Source organism: uncultured Streptococcus sp., assembly GCF_963518475.1.
In the GTDB taxonomy this organism is placed as follows: domain Bacteria; phylum Bacillota; class Bacilli; order Lactobacillales; family Streptococcaceae; genus Streptococcus.
In genome coordinates, this window is record NZ_CAUQJA010000004.1 from 87,436 (window position 1) to 109,015 (window position 21,580).

A 21,580-nucleotide genomic window follows, 5' to 3' on the forward strand; every position below is an offset into this window, starting at 1 on the left:
ATTGAGAAAGGATAAGTATGCCTACTATTCTCATTACCGGAGCTAGCGGTGGTCTAGCCCAAGAAATAGTCAAACTCTTGCCAAATGACCAACTCATCTTGCTTGGTAGAAATAAGGAAAAATTAGCCCAACTCTACGGAAACCATCCCCGTGCAGAATTGATTGAAATCGATATTACCGATGATTCAGCCTTAGAAACTCTGGTAGCAGACCTCTATCTCCGTTATGGCAAGATTGATGTTTTGATAAACAACGCTGGTTACGGGATTTTTGAGGAATTTTACCAGATTTCTGACCAAGATATTCATCAGATGTTCGAGGTCAATACCTTTGCCCTAATGAATCTGTCTCGTCGCCTTGCGGCTCGAATGAAGGAAAGTCGAAAAGGCCATATCATCAATATTGTTAGCATGGCAGGTTTGATTGCAACAGCTAAGTCTAGTTTGTACTCAGCAACTAAGTTTGCGGCTATTGGTTTTTCAAATGCCCTACGATTAGAACTCATGCCTTATGGTGTCTATGTGACAACGGTTAATCCAGGACCAATCCGAACAGGATTTTTTGACAAAGCGGACCCAGATGGGACTTATCTTAAGTCGGTTGACCGTTTCCTGCTAGAACCAGATACAGTGGCTAAAAAGATTGTCAAGATTATAGGAAAAAATAAACGGGAACTCAATCTCCCAGTTTTGTTGAACCTAGCTCATAAGTTTTATACCCTCTTTCCAAAGCTAGCTGATAAGCTGGCAGGGGAGACTTTTAATTATAAGTAAAAAGAACCAATATGCAGGTTGTTGCTAGCCTACATATTGGTTCTTATTTTTTCTCAACTATCAAACTGGACTTCTTCTAGTAGATAGTCGATAAAGCGTTCGCCCATCTTTGATAGGCTGGTTTTTTCATGTTGGATATAGACCAACTCAATGGGGTCATCGATGTCCAGTGGGATGGAAACGATGTTGTCTCCGTTGAGATTGCTGTTTAAAATCCCTGTTGCAATGGTGTAACCATCTAAACCAATCAAGAGATTAAAGAGGGTGGCACGGTCACTGACCACGATGGATTTTTTGTGGTGTTCTTGGGAAAGGATTTCCTCTGAGAAGTAGAAAGAGTTGTGTGTTCCCTGGTCATAGCTGAGGTAAGGGAAGTTTTCCAAATCAGACAGTTTCACCTTGTCCTTCTTTGCCAGAGGATTGGTCTTGCTGACAAAGATATGGGGCTGGGCTGTGAAGAGATGGTGAGCCAGCAGATGGTTGTCATCCAGCATTTTTGTTAAAACATCACGGTTGTAGCTGTTCAAAAATAGGACACCGACCTCACTACGGAAATTCTTGACGTCGTCGATAATTTCCCAAGTCCGCGTTTCACGAAGGAAGAGCTCGTATTTTTCCATATCACTTTTCTTGAGTAGCGATACAAAGGCGTTGACCACAAAAGCATAGTGCTGGGAGGAAACGCTAAAGAGTTCGCGGTGGGCGACAGGATTTTTATAGCGTTCCTCCAGAAGTTGAGTTTGCTCGACAACCTGACGGGCATAAGAGAGAAACTCCATCCCATCACGGGTCAAGGTGATTCCCTTGGGATTGCGGATAAAGATTTCAATGCCCATTTCATTTTCCAAATCTCTCACAGCATTGGAAAGACTAGGCTGAGTGATAAAGAGCTGTTTGGCTGCCTCATTCATGGAGCCAGTTTCGACTATTTTGATAATATAATGTAATTGTTGAATTCTCATGTTTTTATTGTACCATACTTGCGACAGAATCGCCAAGGATGATAGGAAAATCAGGAGTATTGTGTAAGTCTCTTGTAAAGTAACTAAGAAGAAAATTCTAAATAACTTAAATAGGGTAAAAAAGTAGCTGAGCAAGATATTGTTCAGCTGTCTTTAATTGGGAAATATAAAAATTTTACTCGAAAATAAGAAACTTGCACGATTTACTCATTACTTATCCAGTACTAGAGTTTATACTAGTTATTGTAAAGATGATCATCTAAAAGAAGGAAGGAGGCAACCTTATGGCTAAAAATACAAGTCGTCCAGAGATTGATTCTCTAAGTTTCGAGGTTGAAAACCAAGAACTTTTCGGGAAATCAGGAGCTAGTGGTACACAGCTTTTAAAATGACACTAGCAGGTCGCTGTGGATTGTGTTTCACCTGTTCCTATGAGTGTACGACAAATAATGTTCATTGTTAGATAAAACAAAAGGAAAAATCTAGTATTTTATTACAAAACATTGACAACATTTTGATTTGATGTTATATTTACAAGGAGAAATACAAATGAAACAAGACAACTTTGAGATTGATTCTTTGGATTATGAAATTAATAGCCAAGAGTTGAATGGTAAATCTGCTGCAGGGTGGCGTACGGCTGTTAGATTAACAGTACAGGGTCGCTGTGGTTGGTGGTTTACACATTCTTATGAATGTACTTCGCCAAACGTGCGCTGTGGATAAAACCACCTCTATTCTTTGACAGGAGGATAAAATGGAAGCAATTATTGGAACACTATACTTCTATGCACCTGTACTGGTCTTAGGAGTTCTTGTCATAGGGATTGTTTACTTTATGAAAAAAAGAAACGATCGCAAATAATCAATATCGACCGATACCTGAAAAAGGCATCGGTTTTTTATAACTTGAATATATTGCACAAAATACTCATGGCAAACCTTGAAAGAAACCGTATAATGAGAGTGTAATAAAGAAACGGAGGAATGAAATGATGAAACAGCTTATTGTGACAGGATTAACGAAAACATTTGGTCAAGGGGATAATATCGTTCGTGCTTTATTAGATGTGAACTTGTCCGTTGAAAAAGGTGAATTTCTGGCAATTATGGGTGCCAGTGGTAGTGGAAAAACAACACTCCTCAACTGTATTTCAACGATTGATAAACCAACGTCAGGTGAGATTCGATTTGAAGATTTTGACATCATCCATGCCAAGGAAAATGAACTAGCTGACTATCGTGCTAAAAACATTTCCTATATTTTCCAAGCCTACAACTTGGTGGAAACCTTGACGGTCTATGAAAATATTGTTCTACCTCTTCAAATTCAGGGGAAAAATATCAAAAAACATCAAGATAAGATTGAGGAAATTTTGGATAAGTTGGCCATCCAAAACTTAAAAGATAAGTTTCCTAATCAGTTATCAGGTGGTCAGCGACAACGCGTGGCAACTGCTAGAGCCTTGATTGATGATTCTAAACTGATTATCGCAGATGAGCCGACAGGAGCCTTGGACTCTGCCAATTCTGAAAAACTGATGGCACTTTTGCAGGAAATCAATAAAAGTTTTGGTATTACCATTTTACTGGTTACGCATGACCCTGCCGCAGCAAAGTACTCTTCACGGATGGTGCTACTTAGAGATGGAAAGATTATGGATGATTTGGAACGTAACAGCTTATCTAATGAACAGTATTTGCAAGAGATTTACAGTCGTACCAGATAGGAGGGTGAGAGTATGTATCCAAAATTGATTTTACGAAATGTATTCCGAAATTTACAGACTTATACCATCTATTTTTTCAGTCTGACATTGATTTATAGCTTGCTCTACGCTTTTAATGCTTTACCAAGCCATCCAGTGATGCAAAGTTTATCAGGGGCAAAGGAAATGTTGACGACGGTGATGAGCCAGTACATGGGCTTGCTTTCCTATCTGATTCTATCGGCGATTGCCTTTCTCATCGTTTACGCCACAAATTTTGTGCTGGGACGGCGCAAGAAAGAGCTGGGACTTTATGCAACGCTGGGAATGAAGAAGAAGCAGATTATCCGTACCCTGTTCTTTGAAACCATGCTGGTCAATATCTTTTCCTTGATTCTAGGTTTCTTGCTTGGATTGATCTTACTGGTCATTCTAGCTAAGATTGCATCTGAGTTTTTTATGGCCAATTACTTTGGTAGTCTGCTGTTCTTTGATAGCAAGTCTGTCATCTTACTAGTTTATTCCTATTTTGTAACCAGTTTTATTGTTGGTGTCATGGACATTCTTACCTTTAGAAAGCAAAATATCATTGCACTTATTCAAGAGAATGGGGTCAAGAAATCTGTCTTGGCAAAAGGCAAGCCAGTTCTTCAAGCACTTCTCTTTATTCTTTCGACAGCTGTTATCGGTTTTGGTGCTCTCTATTTTTCAGACTATCACCATCTATCATTCTTGAAAAGCTGGGGTATCTTGCTGGTATCTGTCTTCGTGATTTTTGTGATTTTATTTTACAATACCTTGAGCCATTTTATCTTGGTCTCCCTTAGAAAACTGCCTCAAACCTACTATAACAAACTAAACACTTTTAAAATCCGTCAATTTTCAAAACAAGCTGATAGTAATTCGGTCACGTTGGCTGTCTTATCCTTGACCTTGACACTGGCTCTCAGCTTACTCGTTTTTAGTGGTAGTGCCTATACGACTATGAACCGAGAGCTGAACAAATACTCACCTTATGATGTAACTGTCAATCTTTATCGTGGTCAAGAGTTCCAATTTGCTCAGGATTCTGTAAAAGATAGGCTGAAAGCAGATGGATTTGACTTTAACCTCATCAAAGAGGAGTACAGCTATCCTAGCTATTCTAGTGATGTAATCTATAAAGATTTGATTGATACCAGCAATCTCTGGGAGCATGATAAGAAACTTCCTGAATCAAAAGTACCGATTTTAGGAATTTCTGCCTACAATCACCTCCGCAAACTGCAAGGGAAAAAAGCGGTTGACTTGTCAGAAGACCAATTTCTAGTCAATGCCAATTATAAAGGAACTGCCAAGCAGATTCAGGACTTTCTATCAACGACCAAAACCCTCATGATTAACGGTCATTCTCTCAACCTTGCCTCTTCGAAGCCACTTGAAACAGTTTACTTTTTATCTTCAGTAGGTCTAAATGACGCAGGAACCTTGATTGTACCAGATAAGGTAGTAGTTGGATTGACGGAAGACCACACGACCTATGTTGCTAATTTTAAAGAAAACATTGACAAACGGGAAGTAGAAACATTCTTGAGTCAGTGGATTGAAAAATACTACTTCACTCGTGATGGAGCAGAGTTGAATTCGTTCACCTATCAAACGAAAGGAAGTATTTTTGAGGTTTACCTTGGATTTATGGGCGTCATTGTCTTTGTCATGATTTTTGTCAGTGTTATTTTTATCATTATTTCCCTCAGTATCTTGTCCCTTCAAACTTCTACAAGTGCTTTAGATAGTGTGAATGATTATCAAATCTTATACCTTCTTGGGAACAAGAGAAAGCAAAATCGCTTTATTCTTTTGCAACAGATTCTAAGTTATTTCTTGGTTCCGCTGGTCATCGCAGGTCCGCTAGCATTTGCCTTGAGTACCGCTCTTTTGGGATATTTTGAGAATTTCGCTAATACCAGCATTTCTATTGATATCACCTATCTGGGAATAGCGGTTTTACTCTTTGTCCTTTACCTGCTAGTGACTTACAGAGTAAGTTGGCAAATTATTGAAAATTAAGTCAAATACCAGAGTTGCCTATCCTGCAATTCTGGTATTGTGTTATAATAATATTAAAGTAGTTCAGGAAGTAGATACATATGAAACAGTTTGTCAAATCGCTCTCGAAAAACTCACTTTTATTGTGGTGGTTGACGATTTTTAATCATCTAGCTTTAATGATTTATATTTATTATAGGATCCCTCTGGACTTTTCGACAGATTTTTCCTTGCAGATGGTTTTATTGCTGATTATTGCTTTAATTGTATTTAGCTATATTTGTAATATTGTGACCTTTCGCTATAGTGAGTTGAAACTTTGGTTGCTCCTGATGATGTTTCTCATTAGCTGGCAATCCATATTTAATCAAGGAGTTGCGAGCACCCTGTTGCACTTTTTTGATATTCTTCATCCGCTCAACTCTTTTTTATTGGTGTATAGTTCTCTGTCTATTATCTTTCTGGGAGAGAAAATAGGAGAAGAACTGTTGAGTGTGTCCTTTGTGTTGACACTAATCACCATTAGTTCGTATCTGTTAAGTCCTTCAATTTTTCTATTTCTGTCCTTGTTTGCGTCTTTCTTTTTAAACCTTGTTCCCTTGATTTTACTGATTTTATATCATAAAGAGTTGAAAAGTAAACTCAAGTATCAGAGACGAAATTTGTGGATATTAGCTTTAATATTGCCTCTTTCTTATTTCTTTTTGTATATCAATACGAGGGGCTCAGGAGTGATGAACCTAGTCTGGTATCTGGAAATTGTTGGCATTTTAGCTTTTTTACACTTCAAAACGATTATCAGCTCTCTTCAAAAAAAGGTATCAGAGTTAAAATTGTCCTATATAAAAGCTTTTTCACGCTTGTTTTTACTGGTTATGTTTTTGTTAGTAGGCATTTTCATCATCTTTCATTTAGACTTAAACACGAGCTTTTTGGTATTGAATATCATGTTACTATTGTTCGGGATTTGTTCGGAAGAATTGATTCGCCTTTTTCGTTCTGCTGAAATGCTAGATGCTAGGGATTATGTAAAAGTTCTCTTTTTAAAGCGTAACCGTATGGTGAAAAGTCTGCTGGCAAATGAAGACACAGAACAACAGTTCTCCGAATTTCTTCACAATGAAATCCTGCAAAATGTGATGGCGATAAAAAATTTTAATAAATATAGTAGCAATCAAGCTTTTGGTGAACAGATCAATCTGGTGACAGAGGAGTTGGTTCAGCGGATTCGTGAGCGGATGGATTATTATCAGCCAATGGTAGAAACAGACGAGCAGTTAGACATCCAGTATCAAGGGCTGATTAATCGGATTGTCAAGCGCTATCACGCAGAAAATGAAGTTGTCACACAGTTTCCTGTCCACTTTAGGCTTTTATCTCCTTACGATAAAATTGCCTATCGTCTGGTTGAGGAATTGGCGACCAATGCCGTTAAGTACGCTAGTGGTGGAAGGATTTCTTTGAAGATTGATGTGCATGATGACGCTATTTTTATAATCTCTGAAAATGACTGCCTTCAAACAAAAAAATCCTTAGGTTATGGCTTGAAAAATATGTCTAATAAAATTAGTGTTTTAGGTGGTCAAATGCAGATTTTTGAAAATAATAAGAGATTTCGTGTAGAAATTACTCTCCCGATTGATAAGGAGTTGTGTTATGAAAATTTTGTTAATTGATGATCATAAATTATTTAGCCAAAGTATCAAGATGATTTTAGAGTTATCGGAAAACATTAAAAAGGTCCAGTTAGTAGATAATTTTTCGACTATTTCGGAGATTGCTTTTAATGACTACGACATTATTTTGATTGATATCAACCTGACGAGTCTGTATCAAGATGATGGGCTGACCTTGGCACAAGAGATTATCGACAATGGTTGTTCTAGTAAGGTTGTAATTTTGACGGGATACAGCAAAAAGATGTATGAACACCGAGCTAAAGCTATGGGGGCTTATGGCTTTCTAGATAAAAGTATAGATCCAGATGAGTTGGTGAAAAAACTGGAAAAGATTCATCTAGGAGGTAAGATCTTTTCAGATGAAGTGATGGTAGAGGTGCTAACACCACGAGAAATCGAGATACTAGAATTGGTTAGAAATGGCTTGACCATTGATGATGTCTGTGACAAGGTCTATGTGAGTAAACGTACAGTTTCCAATCACTTGGCCAATATCTTTTCAAAATTGGGAGTGACTAACAGGCAGGAGGCGATTCACATCGCTGAGCAGTTGGGATATTTTCCACCAGATTAAAAAGTTGCAGAAGATGCAGCTTTTTTAATTTCTGTGCTACTTCTTGTGTGAGTCTCTTCTTGAAAAAAACACAAAATTTTGCTAGAATGAGTCTTATGAAAACATTCTATGATGTGCAGCAATTCCTCAAACGATTTGGTATTATTGTTTACATGGGAAAACGCTTATATGATATTGAACTGATGAAGCTGGAACTCTCTCGGATTTATGATGCAGGGTTGATGGATAAATTGGACTATCTAGAGGCAGAAGCAGTTCTTCGCAGAGAGCACAAGGTAGAATTGAATTATATTGAGAAAAATGGAGAAATGAACTAATGGTTACTTGGATTTTGTGGGCACTTATACTAGCAATGTTGGCGTGGATGGGCTTTAACTATCTTCGTATTCGACGTGCGGCTAAAATTGTGGACAATGAGGAGTTTGAAGCCTTGATTCGTACGGGTCAATTGATTGATTTGCGTGACCCAGCTGAATTCCACAGAAAACATATTCTTGGTGCCCGCAATATTCCTTCAAGTCAGTTGAAAACTAGTCTTGCAGCCCTTCGTAAGGATAAACCTGTCCTTCTTTACGAAAACCAACGTGCGCAACGGGTTACAAATGCAGCCCTTTATTTGAAAAAACAAGGTTTTTTTGAGATTTATATCCTTTCTTATGGACTGGATTCTTGGAAAGGGAAAGTGAAGACTAGCTAACCTTATTTCCAAAGTAGTCGAATGATAGGATGAAGCTATTGTTTTATGGTATAATTAATTTGTATAAAATTTAAGGAGTTCTTAGAACATGAAAGAAAAGAAGAAAAATCCACTTTTTGTGGGTATCTTGTCGATTATTCTTGGTTTGTTATTTCCGTTGGGAGGTATTGGTTTAGGTATTACCAGTTTATTGTATGCTAACTCACTTCAAAAAGAATCTGGACTAGACTATAAAACAGAAAAAATTATAGCTATTGTAGGGATTGTAGTTTCCGTAATTAATTGGGTTTTAGGATTGATTCTTTTTATGAATTAACTAGTGTAAAACAAAAAAAGCTTTATTTGAAAGCTTTTTTGTTTTATCCACTTTTCTCTAAGTAGTTTTTAATGATTTTCAATTCCTCTTGGTTCAAGGGACGGTATTGACCTTCTGCTAGTTCTGGGTCTAATGTAAACTCACCAAACTGAATTCTTTTGAGTGAGGTCACCTTGACACCAACCGAGAGAAACATTTTCTTAACCTGATGAAATTTTCCTTCTGAAATGGTGATAGAGGCTTGACTGAGGGAAGGACTTGCAGATAGAATCTCTAGTTTTGCGGGTTTACATACAGTACCATCTAAAAAGACAATTCCCTTTTGAAAGGATTGGATATGGTCAGGTGTCAGAAGTCCATTAACCTCAACTCGATAAGTCTTATCGACATGATATTGGGGATGGAGGAGTTGGAAGCCCAAGGGACCGTTATCGGTCAAGAGGAGGAGTCCTGTCGTATCTCGGTCCAGTCGGCCGACGGCATAGAGCTTATCAGACTGGATGTCAGGCGCAAGGAGGTCCATGACGGTTGGAAGTTTCTTGTCTTTGTTGGCTGTAACGACACCAGCAGGCTTATGAAGCATAAGATAGGTGTGCTCATAGCCTTGAATGATACGGTCCTGAAAGAGGAGCTCTTGTAGTCCTGTATCGATATTTTGAGCTAGGGAGTGGGCTGGGCGACCATCGACTAGAATTTCCTCTTTGAGTAAGGCTTGCTTCATGGTCTTTCGACTGATTTTTTCTTGAGCTAATAAATTATCTAAACGCATACTGTGCCTATCTTATCATAAGTCGCTTGCTTTGAAAAGGCTTGACGTGAAAAGAAAAGCAGAGTGAAAACATTTACACTTGCTTGAGTTATGTTATTTACTTGAAATTATGGTATAATCGTTCAGTTAGAAAATAAATTTTGAATATTATAGAGGAAATCATGACAAAATTAAGAGAAGATATCCGTAACATTGCGATTATCGCCCACGTTGACCACGGTAAAACAACCCTCGTTGATGAATTATTGAAACAATCAGAAACGCTTGATGCACGTACTGAATTGGCAGAGCGTGCTATGGACTCAAACGATATCGAAAAAGAGCGTGGAATTACCATCCTTGCTAAAAATACAGCCGTTGCCTACAACGGAACTCGTATTAACATCATGGACACACCAGGACACGCGGACTTCGGTGGAGAAGTTGAGCGTATCATGAAAATGGTTGACGGTGTTGTCTTGGTCGTAGATGCCTACGAAGGAACCATGCCACAGACTCGTTTTGTATTGAAAAAAGCCTTGGAACAAGACCTTGTCCCAATTGTGGTTGTTAACAAAATCGATAAGCCATCAGCTCGTCCAGCTGAAGTAGTGGACGAAGTCTTGGAACTTTTCATCGAGCTTGGTGCAGATGATGACCAGCTTGACTTCCCAGTGGTGTATGCTTCAGCGATCAACGGAACTTCTTCATTGTCAGATGATCCAGCTGACCAAGAAGCGACTATGGCACCAATCTTTGACACAATTATCGACCATATCCCAGCTCCAGTAGATAACTCAGATGAGCCTTTGCAGTTCCAAGTGTCACTTTTGGACTACAATGACTTCGTTGGACGTATCGGTATCGGTCGTGTCTTCCGTGGTACAGTTAAGGTTGGGGACCAAGTTACCCTTTCTAAACTTGATGGCACAACTAAAAACTTCCGTGTTACAAAACTCTTCGGTTTCTTTGGTTTGGAACGTCGTGAAATCCAAGAAGCTAAAGCAGGTGACTTGATTGCCGTTTCAGGTATGGAAGATATCTTTGTCGGTGAAACCATTACTCCGACAGATGCAGTAGAAGCTCTTCCAATCCTACACATCGATGAGCCAACTCTTCAAATGACTTTCTTGGTTAACAACTCACCATTTGCTGGTAAAGAAGGTAAATGGGTAACTTCTCGTAAGGTAGAAGAACGCTTGCAGGCAGAATTGCAAACAGACGTTTCCCTTCGTGTTGACCCAACTGATTCACCAGATAAATGGACTGTTTCAGGACGTGGAGAATTGCACTTGTCAATCCTTATCGAAACAATGCGTCGTGAGGGATATGAACTTCAAGTATCTCGTCCAGAAGTTATCGTAAAAGAAATCGATGGTGTTAAATGTGAGCCATTTGAACGTGTACAAATCGACACTCCAGAAGAATACCAAGGGTCTGTTATCCAAAGCCTTTCTGAACGTAAGGGTGAAATGTTGGATATGATTTCAACTGGTAATGGTCAAACTCGTTTGGTCTTCCTTGTTCCAGCGCGTGGTTTGATAGGATACTCAACTGAGTTCTTGTCAATGACTCGTGGTTACGGTATCATGAACCATACCTTTGACCAATACTTGCCATTGATTCCAGGTGAAATTGGTGGTCGTCACCGTGGTGCCCTTGTTTCTATCGATGCTGGTAAGGCTACAACTTACTCAATCATGTCTATCGAAGAACGTGGTACAATCTTTGTCAACCCAGGTACTGAGGTTTACGAAGGAATGATTATCGGTGAAAACTCTCGTGAAAACGACTTGACAGTTAACATCACTAAGGCTAAACAAATGACCAACGTCCGTTCAGCTACTAAGGACCAAACAGCTGTTATCAAGACTCCTCGTATCTTGACACTTGAAGAGTCTCTTGAGTTCTTGAATGACGATGAGTACATGGAAGTAACGCCTGAGTCTATCCGTTTGCGTAAACAAATCCTTAACAAGGCAGAGCGTGAGAAAGCTAACAAGAAGAAAAAATCAGCTGAATAAGAGCTAGAAAGAGATAAAGATGGTTTATTTAATCATAGGACTCCTCTTATTACTACTCTATGTATTTGCGACACCAGAAAGCATTAAAGGGACAGTCAATATCGTCCTTGTCGTATTTGCTTTTGTAGCACTTTTGATTTTGCTGATGCTATCTGTCCTGCAAATCTTTCAGCTACCGACAGAATTCTTTATTGCAATCGCCATGCTCTTCCTAGCATACTTTAGCTTGCGAGATATTACCCTCATGTCGGTTAGTAAAAACAAAAGAAGATAAAAAGAGAGTTTCGGCTCTCTTTTTTTTGTAGAAATTTTACAATAGTTTGAATTGCCTTTTACTATAACATCATCTCTTTTGCTTGTAAAGTATGAAGGCGATAACTGGAATAAAATCCTCTAATGTCTTCTATTTTTTAGGAAATTATAAAACTTCATTACTAATGATATCTTAGTAAAATATGTTGATAGATTATATAAAAAGTGATATACTTAAGTAAAAAGAAATCGTTTTCAAAACGAGGAAGGATTAAATTTATTGTCTTGGTGCTCAGGGTGTGATGGATTAAACTAGGAGAATAATTCTAAGAATTTATAAAATGTAAAATTTCTTTCTATAGAGTTATTCTCTTATACAAGGAGTCTACTATGAAGAAACTATTCATATTATTATCAACTTTTTTTCTCAGCTTTTTCTTTGCTTGGATTATTGTCTTACGTGCGCCACAATATTTATATGCAAGCTATGATTCCGTCTCCTTACTTCGTGTCAAAAAGGATACTCAGGAACCGACGCGTGAGGTATTTGAACAGGAATTGGAGAATTTTGCAAACTCAGAACAGAGTTTAATAGCTAGAAGAATCGTAGAGCCGAGTAAGGATGGGACGACTCACTTTACTTATGCAACTTATGGTCAGGGAACTTTACCAAAAGAATTCCAAGAAGCTAGCCAAGAAAGTCGTGAACGTAGTGATCCGCTAAATAGTTATCTCCTTTTGTCAGGCTCCTTGACGAAAGAAAAGCTTGCCGATAAATTAGGAGATTTGGGTTATAAAGCAATTCCTGACCGAAAGACACCGCCCTATTCTCTTGCTTTTAGAATGTTACTAATTCCCCTTATTTTAATTAGTTTAGCAATATTTGGCTTATCTTTCTTTGCTCTAGTGATTATCACTCGGATTAAGGAAATGAGAGCTGCAGGTATAAAACTCTTTTCTGGTCAGACTCTCTTATCCATCATGGGGCATTCTTTATCGACTGATATCAAGTGGCTCCTTCTATCAGCCCTCCTTTCCTTCCTAGGTGGGGGAGTCGTTCTATTTAGTCAAGGTTTGTTTTATCCTATCTTGTTAGCTACCTATGGTTTTGGGATTAGTTTTTACCTTTTGTTTTTATTGGGGATTTCAATTTTACTAATGCTCCTTTACCTAATGAGTTTGAGTTACAAAGCATTAGTTCCCGTTATTAAGGGGAGATTACCCCTTAAACGCTTGATGACTTTAACCCTATTGTGTCAGTTAGTAGCTGTTTTTACAGTAGGCTACGCTGTTAAGACGGGTTTGACGTCTTACCAACGATTGAAAGAACTTGAAATTTCAAAACAAGCATGGCAGGACAGAGCAGACTATTATCAAATTTCTTTTGGTTTAGGTGATAGAGGAAAAGATACAGAAAATCTGAATAAGTGGTATGAATTTTCCAAAGAAGCAGTTGAAAAAGAACAGGCTCTATTTGTAAAAGATAATCTCATTCATTTTGCAAATCCTCAAGGAAAAAATGAACAGGGAGAGACACTGGATACCTATAGTCCAGATGCTAATGTTCTCTATGTCAGTCCAAGTTATTTGGATAAGGAAAATGTGGCAGTAAATGATGAGACTAGACAGAAACTAGCTCATCTTCAAAAAGGTGAATTTGGACTCTTATTACCAGAATCACTTCGTTCACAGGAAGCAGAACTTAAGAAAGTTTTTGAAGAACGTTTGAACTATTACGGAAAATCAAGCGAGGATAAAGACGCTCCTTTAGAGTATGAAATGAGAGCGATTGTTAGCTATCTTCCAACAGGAGAAAAACGATTTGTTTATAATAACGGTGAAAGCCCGGTATCCATCCAGTACTTAACTGATCCGATTTTAGTTGTATTTACTCCAACATCTACAGGTGATAGTATCATTTCCAAATCTAGTTGGTCTATCAATGCTGGAAAACAACTCTTTATCAAAGGATATGAGAGTGGGCTAGAACTCTTGAAGGAAGCTGGAATTTATGAGCAAGTATCCTATCTTAAAGAAGGAAGAAGTGTTTATCTAACTCGTTATAATGAAGTTCAAACTGAAACAGCAACTTTAATCCTAGGAGCTATTGTTGGAATAGCTAGTTCCTTGTTACTCTTTTATTCTGTCAATCTTCTATATTTCGAGCAATTCCGCCGAGATATCTTGATTAAACGAATTTCAGGTTTACGATTTTTTGAAACACATGCTCAGTATATGGTTAGCCAATTTGCCAGTTTTGTATTTGGTGCTAGTCTCTTTATTTTAAGCAGTCGAGACTTGGTGATTGGCTTGCTCACTTTATTAGTCTTTCTAGCTAGTGCAGTTTTGACGCTTTACCGTCAAGCGCAGAAAGAATCTCGTGTTTCTATGACAATTATGAAAGGAAAATAGGATGATTGAACTAAAGAATATATCTAAAAAATTTGGAAGCCGTCAGCTATTTTCAGATACGAATCTTCATTTTGAAGGTGGGAAAATTTATGCCTTAATCGGTACAAGTGGCTGTGGTAAGACAACACTCTTGAATATGATTGGACGATTAGAGCCATATGACAAAGGGCAAATCATCTATGATGGCACCTCTCTTAAAGACATTAAGCCCTCTGTTTTCTTTAGAGATTACTTGGGATACTTATTTCAAGATTTTGGCTTAATTGAAAGCCAAACCGTCAAAGAGAATCTCAATCTGGGTTTAGTTGGTAAAAAGTTGAAAGAAAAAGAGAAAATCTCTTTGATGAAACAAGCTCTAAACCGTGTAAACCTCTCTTATTTAGATTTAAAGCAACCTATCTTTGAATTATCAGGAGGAGAAGCACAACGTGTTGCATTAGCGAAGATAATTTTAAAGGATCCACCTTTGATCCTCGCAGATGAACCAACCGCTTCCTTAGACCCCAAAAACTCTGAGGAATTACTTTCTATCCTAGAATCTTTGAAAAATCCGAATCGAACTATTATTATTGCGACCCACAATCCTCTTATTTGGGAACAAGTGGACCAAGTTATTCGAGTTACCGATTTATCACATAGATGATATGGCGAAATTCAGTTAGAAGAAAGAGTCACAAACACACTTTGTGGCTTTTTTATTTCCATAAAAATGGTAAAATAGTAAGAGTAGAAATGGAGTTCGAGACATGAAAGTAATAGATCAATTTAAAAATAAGAAAGTCCTTGTTTTAGGTTTGGCCAAGTCTGGTGAATCTGCAGCTCGTTTGTTGGACAAGCTAGGTGCCATTGTGACGGTAAATGACGGAAAACCTTTCGAAGACAATCCAGCTGCGCAAAGTTTGCTGGAAGAAGGGATCAAGGTTATCACAGGTGGCCATCCTTTGGAACTCTTGGATGAAGAGTTTGCCCTTATGGTGAAAAATCCAGGCATTCCCTACAGTAATCCCATGATTGAAAAGGCTTTGGCCAAGGGAATTCCAGTCTTGACTGAGGTGGAATTGGCTTATTTGATTTCTGAAGCACCGATTGTTGGTATTACTGGTTCGAACGGTAAAACAACCACAACGACTATGATTGGGGACGTTTTGAATGCTGCTGGCCAACAAGGTCTCTTATCAGGAAATATCGGCTATCCAGCTAGTCAAGTGGCTCAAACTGCGTCAGACAAGAACACTCTTGTTATGGAACTTTCTTCTTTCCAACTCATGGGCGTTCAAGAATTCCATCCTGAGATTGCGGTTATTACCAACCTCATGCCAACTCATATCGATTATCATGGTTCTTTTGAGGAATATGTAGCAGCCAAGTGGAATATCCAGAACAAGATGACAGCGGATGATTTTCTTGTCTTGAACTTTAACCAAGACTTGGCAAAAGAATTGGCTAGCAAAACACAAGCTACCGTTGTACCATTCTCAACACTGGAAAAGGTTGATGGAGCTTATCTGGAAGATGGTCAACTCTACTTCCGTGGGGAAGTGGTCATGGCAGCGGATGAAATCGGAGTTCCAGGTAGTCACAATGTGGAAAATGCCCTTGCGACGATTGCAGTAGCCAAGCTTCGTGGTGTTGATAACCAAACCATCAAAGAAACTCTTTCAGCCTTTGGAGGTGTCAAACACCGTCTCCAATTTGTGGATGAAATCAAGGGTGTCAAATTCTATAATGATAGCAAGTCAACCAATATCTTGGCTACTCAAAAAGCCTTGTCAGGATTTGACAACAGCAAGGTCATTTTGATTGCAGGTGGTTTGGACCGTGGTAATGAGTTTGACGAATTGGTTCCAGACATTACTGGACTCAAGAAGATGGTCATCCTTGGTCAGTCTGCCGAACGTGTTAAACGAGCAGCAGATAAGGCTGGTGTGTCTTATGTGGATGCGACTGATATTTCAGATGCGACCCGCAAGGCCTACGAGCTTGCGACTCAAGGAGATGTGGTTCTTCTCAGCCCTGCCAATGCCAGCTGGGATATGTATGCTAACTTTGAAGTACGTGGCGACCTCTTTATCGACACAGTAGCGGAGTTAAAGGAATAATATGAAAAAAATTGTCTTTACAGGTGGGGGGACGGTTGGACACGTTACCCTTAACCTTTTGTTGATGCCCAAGTTCATCGAAGATGGCTGGGAAGTCCACTATATCGGAGATAAACGTGGCAACGAACACCAAGAAATCCTCAAGTCGGGTCTAGATGTCACCTTCCATTCCATTGCGACTGGAAAATTGCGTCGTTATTTCTCTTGGCAAAATATGCTGGACGTCTTCAAAGTTGGCTGGGGAATTGTCCAGTCGCTCTTTATCATGTTGCGACTTCGTCCACAGGCCCTTTTTTCAAAGGGAGGCTTTGTCTCAGTACCGCCTGTTATCGCAGCGCGTGTATCAGGAGTGCCTGTCTTTATTCACGAATCTGACCTATCTATGGGCTTGGCCAATAAAATTGCCTATAAATTTGCGACGAAGATGTATTCAACCTTTGAGCAAGCTTCAAGTTTGGCTAAGGTTGAGCATGTAGGAGCAGTGACAAAGGTTTCAGACAAAAAAAATCCAGAACCCGATGAATTGGTGGATATTCAAACTCACTTTAATCCCAAATTGCCAACAGTATTGTTTGTTGGTGGTTCTGCAGGCGCTCGTGTCTTTAACCAATTGGTGACAGACCATAAGAAAGAACTGACAGAGCGCTACAATATTATCAATTTAACTGGAGATTCTAGCTTGAATGAGTTGAGTCAAAATCTCTTTCGTGTTGACTATGTGACCAATCTCTATCAACCCTTGATGGAATTGGCTGATATTGTTGTGACACGAGGTGGTGCCAATACGATTTTTGAGCTCTTGGCCATGGCAAAATTGCATGTCATTGTGCCACTTGGTCGTGAAGCTAGTCGTGGAGACCAGATTGAAAATGCAGCCTACTTTGTAAAAAAAGGCTATGCAGAAGAGCTTCAAGAAAGCGATTTGACCTTGGACAGTTTAGAAGAGAAGCTTTCTCACTTACTAAGTCATAAGGAAGAATACAAAGCTAAGATGAAGGCTTCTAAGGAATTGAAATCTCTAGCAGATTTTTATCAATTGTTGAAAAAAGATTTATCATAAGGAAAGTAAATGTCAAAAGATAAGAAAAAAGAGGGCAAAGAAATCCTCGAAGAATTTAAAGAGTTATCAGAATGGCAGAAACGAAACCAGGAATATCTAAAAAAGAAGGCTGAAGAAGAGGCGGCCCTAGCTGAGGAGAAGGAAAAGGAAAGACAAGCTCGAATGGCTTCAAAATCTGAAAAGTCAGATGCAACTGAGGACCAAGAGAGTGAATCTGAACCAAAAGACCCAAAATCAGCTAAGGAAGATGCTAAGGAAAAAGTAGAAGAATCAGAAGACGTCAAAAAAGAAATATCCAAAGAAAAATCAAAGTCTAAAAGGACAGAGAAAGAGGATAAACGGGATAAAAAGGCAGAGAAAAAGCCCGTAAAGGAAAAACCGGTCAAACCGAAAATTCCAGGAGTTCATATCTGGCGGGCTATCTCGATTTTGTTTCTCAGTCTGCTTTTATTGGTTGTCTCTGCCTACTTGCTCAGCCCTTATGCGACCATGAAGGATATTCGTGTTGAGGGAACAGTGCAAACTACAGCTGATGATATTCGACAGGCTTCAGGCATTCAGGATTCGGATTATACGATTAACCTTCTGCTAGATAAGGCAAAATATGAAGAGCAGATCAAGTCTAACTATTGGGTTGAATCAGCTCAGCTTGTCTATCAATTTCCAACCAAGTTTACAATCAAGGTCAAGGAATATGATATTGTGGCCTACTATGTTTCTGGAGAAAGTCATTATCCAATTCTTTCAAGCGGTCAGCTTGAGACCAGTGCGGTGAGTTTGGTGAGTCTGCCAGAAACTTATATATCAGTTCTCTTTAATGACAGCGAACAAATCAAGACCTTTACCTCAGAACTTTCTCAAATTAGCCCCGAACTCAAATCTGCTATCCAGAAGGTGGAACTATCCCCAAGCAAGGTGACTTCAGATTTAATTCGATTGACTATGAATGATTCGGACGAAGTCTTGGTTCCTCTATCTGAAATGAGTAAGAAACTGCCATATTACAGTAAGATTAAGCCACAATTGTCAGAACCGAGTGTGATTGACATGGAAGCTGGAATTTACAGTTACACTGTGGCGGATAAATTAATTATGGAAGCTGAGGAAAAGGCCAAACAAGAGGCCAAGGAAGCTGAGAAGAAACAAAAAGAGGAAGAGAAGAAAAGACTGGAAGAACAGCAGAATAAATTGGAAGAAGAGAAGAAAAAATTGGAGGAAGAGAGCAATCGAAATCAAACGAGTCAGCGTTCATCGCGTCGCTAGGTTTAGCTTTTTTTCTATAGCTCTTTAGTGACCATGTTTTTACTTGACAAGTGCTAGTAGAAATAATAGAATAGTAAAAAACCTTTAAAGCAGTCCAGAGAGGCAGCTAAGGTTAGACGGTGAAAGGGTGGAGACTACCCATTTTTCGTGGAACCTTGCTGTTGGCAGGTTCCTTTTTTCGTGGCTTCTTGTGGCCAGACTCTCTCACTAGCAAAGGTAAAAGGAGAAACCTATGCGAGAACATCGTCCAGTCATTGCTCTTGATTTTCCTAGTTTTGAGGCGGTCAAGGAATTTTTAGCTCTTTTCCCGGCAGAAGAAAGTCTTTACCTAAAGGTAGGGATGGAGCTTTATTACGCAACAGGTCCTGAGATTGTATCTTACTTGAAAGGTCTGGGTCACAGTGTCTTTTTGGATCTCAAGCTTCATGACATTCCAAATACAGTCAAATCAGCTATGAAGGTCTTATCCCAGCTTGGTGTTGATATGACCAATGTTCATGCTGCTGGCGGTGTAGAGATGATGAAGGCTGCGCGTGAAGGTCTTGGAAGTCAAGCCAAATTGATCGCTGTCACTCAGCTCACATCAACATCAGAAGCCCAGATGCAGGATTTTCAAAACATCCAAACCAGCCTGCAAGAGTCTGTCATTCATTATGCCAAGAAGACAGCTGAAGCGGGCTTAGATGGTGTTGTTTGCTCAGCTCAGGAAGTGCAAGTCATCAAGCAGGCCACCAATCCAGATTTTATCTGTTTAACGCCAGGAATTCGTCCGGCAGGTGCTGCAGTTGGAGATCAAAAACGTGTGATGACACCTGCTGATGCCTATCAAATCGGTAGTGACTATATCGTAGTGGGACGTCCCATTACCCAAGCTGAGGATCCTGTTGCAGCTTATCATGCCATCAAGGATGAATGGACACAGGACTGGAATTAAAGAAATAGATTACAAAATAAAAGGAGAATACCATGACACTTGCTAAAGATATCGCTAGCCACCTCTTGAAAATTCAAGCCGTTTACCTCAAACCAGAGGAGCCTTTCACTTGGGCATCTGGTATCAAGTCACCGATTTACACTGATAATCGTGTGACATTAGCTTATCCAGAAACTCGTACCCTAATTGAAAATGGCTTTGTGGAAGCTATCAAAGAAGCCTTTCCTGATGTAGAAGTGATTGCAGGGACTGCAACAGCAGGTATTCCACATGGAGCTATTATTGCTGATAAGATGGACTTGCCTTTTGCCTACATCCGTAGCAAACCAAAAGACCACGGAGCAGGCAACCAAATCGAAGGTCGTGTAGCTCAAGGTCAAAAAATGGTAGTGGTTGAAGACCTTATTTCAACAGGTGGTTCTGTTCTTGAAGCAGTGGCAGCAGCTAAACGAGAAGGAGCAGATGTGCTCGGTGTTGTAGCGATTTTTAGTTACCAATTGCCAAAAGCAGATAAGAACTTCTCAGATGCTGGTGTTAAGTTGGTAACACTTTCTAACTACAGTGAATTGATTCATCTAGCCCAAGAAGAAGGCTATATCACACCAGAAGGGCTCGATCTTCTAAAACGATTTAAAGAAGACCAAGAAAATTGGCAAAATGCCTAAAACATAGAAAATCAGGTAGTCACTAGGATTACCTGATTTCTTTTTTATACTAGAAAATGAAAAGATTATTTGAATTTCCATAGCTTAAGAAAGTTTATCATTTTTAATTATCTCTGTAAAAAGATTGAAAGTATGAAATTTCCAAACAAAATATTTGAAAAGTTTTGAAAAAAGAGTTAAGATATTTTTGTAATAAACAAAGTAAACGCTTACTTATTAAGGAGGGCATTTTATGTCATACAAAACAAGCAATGCAGAAGGTCATGTAGATTTCATCAATACCTATGATTTGGAGCCAATGGCGCAACAAGTTATCCCTAAAGCAGCTTTTGGTTATATCGCTAGTGGGGCGGAAGATACTTTCACTTTGCGCGAGAATATTCGTGCCTTTAACCACAAACTCATCGTTCCTCATACACTTTGCAATGTAGAAAATCCAAGTACAGAGATTGAATTTGCAGGTGAAAAATTGTCTTCACCAATCATTATGGCGCCTGTTGCAGCTCATAAATTGGCAAATGAACAGGGTGAAGTGGCGACTGCGCGTGGTGTGCATGAGTTTGGTTCTCTTTACACAACTAGCTCTTACTCTACTGTCGATCTTCCAGAAATTACGGAAGCCCTTAAAGGGACACCTCATTGGTTCCAATTTTACTTTAGTAAAGATGATGGAATTAACCGTCATATTATGGACCGTGTGAAGGCTGAAGGCTACAAAGCGATTGTCTTGACAGCAGATGCTACTGTAGGGGGCAATCGTGAAGTAGATAAGCGTAATGGTTTTGTCTTCCCAGTTGGCATGCCGATTGTTGAAGAATACCTGCCAGAAGGTGCTGGTAAATCAATGGACTTTGTTTACAAATCAGCTAAACAACGCTTGTCTCCACGTGACGTAGAATTTATCGCTGAATACTCTGGACTTCCTGTTTATGTCAAGGGACCACAATGCCGTGAGGACGTTGAACGTTCGCTTGCTGCAGGAGCTTCTGGTATCTGGGTAACCAACCACGGTGGCCGCCAAATCGACGGTGGACCAGCTGCCTTCGACTCACTTCAAGAAGTAGCAGAAGCAGTTGATAAACGTGTGCCAATTGTCTTTGACTCAGGTATTCGTCGTGGTCAACACGTCTTTAAAGCCTTGGCTTCAGGAGCAGACTTGGTAGCTATTGGTCGCCCTGTTATCTATGGTTTGGCTCTCGGTGGTAGTGTTGGTGTACGTCAAGTCTTTGAACACTTGAATGCAGAATTGAAGACAGTCATGCAATTGTCTGGAACTCAGACTATTGAAGATGTCAAACACTTCAAACTCCGTCACAACCCATACAACCCAACCTTCCCAGTTGACCCACGCGACTTAAAATTGTATTGATAAAACAGCTTGCCTC

The 21,580-nt window shown here is 39.4% G+C and carries 21 protein-coding genes; 19 read left to right on the plus strand and 2 right to left on the minus strand.

All coding sequences use genetic code 11. The features are described 5' to 3' along the window. The first annotated feature begins 17 nt into the window (after positions 1–17). Positions 18–773: an SDR family oxidoreductase gene (locus tag RYK12_RS02650; RefSeq protein ID WP_314846761.1), complete on the plus strand. Its 756-nt coding sequence runs from the start codon at positions 18–20 to the stop codon at positions 771–773. Positions 774–826: 53 nt separating this feature from the next. Here RYK12_RS02650 and RYK12_RS02655 read toward each other — a convergent pair whose 3' ends face one another. After that, on the minus strand, positions 827–1,735 hold the full coding sequence (locus RYK12_RS02655; RefSeq protein ID WP_001222592.1) for a LysR family transcriptional regulator: 909 nt from the start codon (positions 1,733–1,735) through the stop codon (positions 827–829). A 549-nt stretch (positions 1,736–2,284) separates the two neighbouring features. Between RYK12_RS02655 and slmA the strand changes: the two genes are divergently transcribed. From slmA to RYK12_RS02700, 8 genes are all read left to right on the plus strand, one after another. Beyond that, positions 2,285–2,461 (plus strand): salivaricin M family lantibiotic, encoded by a 177-nt coding sequence (slmA, locus tag RYK12_RS02665; RefSeq protein ID WP_314846762.1) that lies wholly within the window; start codon positions 2,285–2,287, stop codon positions 2,459–2,461. 269 nt (positions 2,462–2,730) lie between these two features. Further along, positions 2,731–3,465 carry an ABC transporter ATP-binding protein gene (locus tag RYK12_RS02670; protein ID WP_049547078.1) on the plus strand — a complete coding sequence of 245 codons (735 nt, stop codon included), beginning with the start codon at positions 2,731–2,733 and terminating at the stop codon, positions 3,463–3,465. A gap of 12 nt (positions 3,466–3,477) precedes the next feature. Further along, positions 3,478–5,493 carry an FtsX-like permease family protein gene (locus RYK12_RS02675; protein ID WP_314846763.1) on the plus strand — a complete coding sequence of 672 codons (2,016 nt, stop codon included), beginning with the start codon at positions 3,478–3,480 and terminating at the stop codon, positions 5,491–5,493. Positions 5,494–5,573: 80 nt separating this feature from the next. Further along, positions 5,574–7,148, plus strand: a complete 1,575-nt coding sequence (locus tag RYK12_RS02680; RefSeq protein ID WP_314846764.1) for an ATP-binding protein — start codon at positions 5,574–5,576, stop codon at positions 7,146–7,148. Next, a complete protein-coding gene (locus RYK12_RS02685; protein WP_314846765.1) occupies positions 7,129–7,725 on the plus strand; it encodes a response regulator transcription factor in 597 nt (198 codons plus the stop codon). The genes RYK12_RS02680 and RYK12_RS02685 overlap by 20 nt, the downstream gene beginning before the upstream one ends. A gap of 47 nt (positions 7,726–7,772) precedes the next feature. After that, positions 7,773–8,042 carry a YqgQ family protein gene (locus RYK12_RS02690; RefSeq protein WP_314846766.1) on the plus strand — a complete coding sequence of 90 codons (270 nt, stop codon included), beginning with the start codon at positions 7,773–7,775 and terminating at the stop codon, positions 8,040–8,042. After that, positions 8,042–8,422: a rhodanese-like domain-containing protein gene (locus RYK12_RS02695; protein WP_314846767.1), complete on the plus strand. Its 381-nt coding sequence runs from the start codon at positions 8,042–8,044 to the stop codon at positions 8,420–8,422. Before RYK12_RS02690 ends, RYK12_RS02695 begins: the two co-directional genes overlap by 1 nt. 88 nt (positions 8,423–8,510) lie before the next feature. After that, complete coding sequence (locus RYK12_RS02700; protein ID WP_000660081.1) at positions 8,511–8,738, plus strand: hypothetical protein; 228 nt, start codon at positions 8,511–8,513, stop codon at positions 8,736–8,738. A 43-nt stretch (positions 8,739–8,781) separates the two neighbouring features. On the opposite strand, the gene RYK12_RS02705 is transcribed toward RYK12_RS02700, so the two are convergent. Beyond that, the gene (locus RYK12_RS02705) at positions 8,782–9,507 is read right to left on the minus strand and encodes a 16S rRNA pseudouridine(516) synthase (protein WP_314846768.1); all 726 of its coding nucleotides are present in this window, start codon (positions 9,505–9,507) and stop codon (positions 8,782–8,784) included. A gap of 161 nt (positions 9,508–9,668) precedes the next feature. On the opposite strand from RYK12_RS02705, the gene typA reads away from it, so the two are divergent. The 10 genes from typA (at position 9,669) to lctO (ending at position 21,564) form a co-directional block, all read left to right on the plus strand. Next, positions 9,669–11,510, plus strand: coding sequence for a translational GTPase TypA (typA, locus tag RYK12_RS02710; protein WP_000164111.1), 1,842 nt, complete (start codon positions 9,669–9,671; stop codon positions 11,508–11,510). Positions 11,511–11,529: 19 nt separating this feature from the next. Further along, positions 11,530–11,784: a DUF3165 family protein gene (locus RYK12_RS02715; protein ID WP_000262672.1), complete on the plus strand. Its 255-nt coding sequence runs from the start codon at positions 11,530–11,532 to the stop codon at positions 11,782–11,784. Between the two features lie 368 nt (positions 11,785–12,152). Then, entirely contained in the window at positions 12,153–14,174 is a 2,022-nt protein-coding gene (locus RYK12_RS02720; RefSeq protein ID WP_125452567.1) for a bacteriocin-associated integral membrane family protein, read from the plus strand. Position 14,175: 1 nt separating this feature from the next. Continuing rightward, complete coding sequence (locus tag RYK12_RS02725; protein ID WP_000571283.1) at positions 14,176–14,817, plus strand: ABC transporter ATP-binding protein; 642 nt, start codon at positions 14,176–14,178, stop codon at positions 14,815–14,817. A 103-nt stretch (positions 14,818–14,920) separates the two neighbouring features. Then, positions 14,921–16,273 (plus strand): UDP-N-acetylmuramoyl-L-alanine--D-glutamate ligase, encoded by a 1,353-nt coding sequence (gene murD / locus RYK12_RS02730; protein WP_314846771.1) that lies wholly within the window; start codon positions 14,921–14,923, stop codon positions 16,271–16,273. 1 nt (position 16,274) lies between these two features. Then, the gene (locus RYK12_RS02735; RefSeq protein ID WP_314846772.1) at positions 16,275–17,333 is read left to right on the plus strand and encodes a UDP-N-acetylglucosamine--N-acetylmuramyl-(pentapeptide) pyrophosphoryl-undecaprenol N-acetylglucosamine transferase; all 1,059 of its coding nucleotides are present in this window, start codon (positions 16,275–16,277) and stop codon (positions 17,331–17,333) included. Between the two features lie 9 nt (positions 17,334–17,342). Further along, a complete protein-coding gene (locus RYK12_RS02740) occupies positions 17,343–18,596 on the plus strand; it encodes a cell division protein FtsQ/DivIB (RefSeq protein ID WP_314846773.1) in 1,254 nt (417 codons plus the stop codon). 232 nt (positions 18,597–18,828) lie between these two features. Further along, positions 18,829–19,530, plus strand: coding sequence for an orotidine-5'-phosphate decarboxylase (pyrF, locus tag RYK12_RS02745; RefSeq protein WP_261220836.1), 702 nt, complete (start codon positions 18,829–18,831; stop codon positions 19,528–19,530). Positions 19,531–19,562: 32 nt separating this feature from the next. Then, positions 19,563–20,195, plus strand: coding sequence for an orotate phosphoribosyltransferase (gene pyrE / locus RYK12_RS02750; RefSeq protein ID WP_261051682.1), 633 nt, complete (start codon positions 19,563–19,565; stop codon positions 20,193–20,195). Positions 20,196–20,427: 232 nt separating this feature from the next. Beyond that, the gene (gene lctO, locus RYK12_RS02755) at positions 20,428–21,564 is read left to right on the plus strand and encodes an L-lactate oxidase (RefSeq protein WP_153199555.1); all 1,137 of its coding nucleotides are present in this window, start codon (positions 20,428–20,430) and stop codon (positions 21,562–21,564) included. The last annotated feature ends 16 nt before the right edge of the window (positions 21,565–21,580 follow it).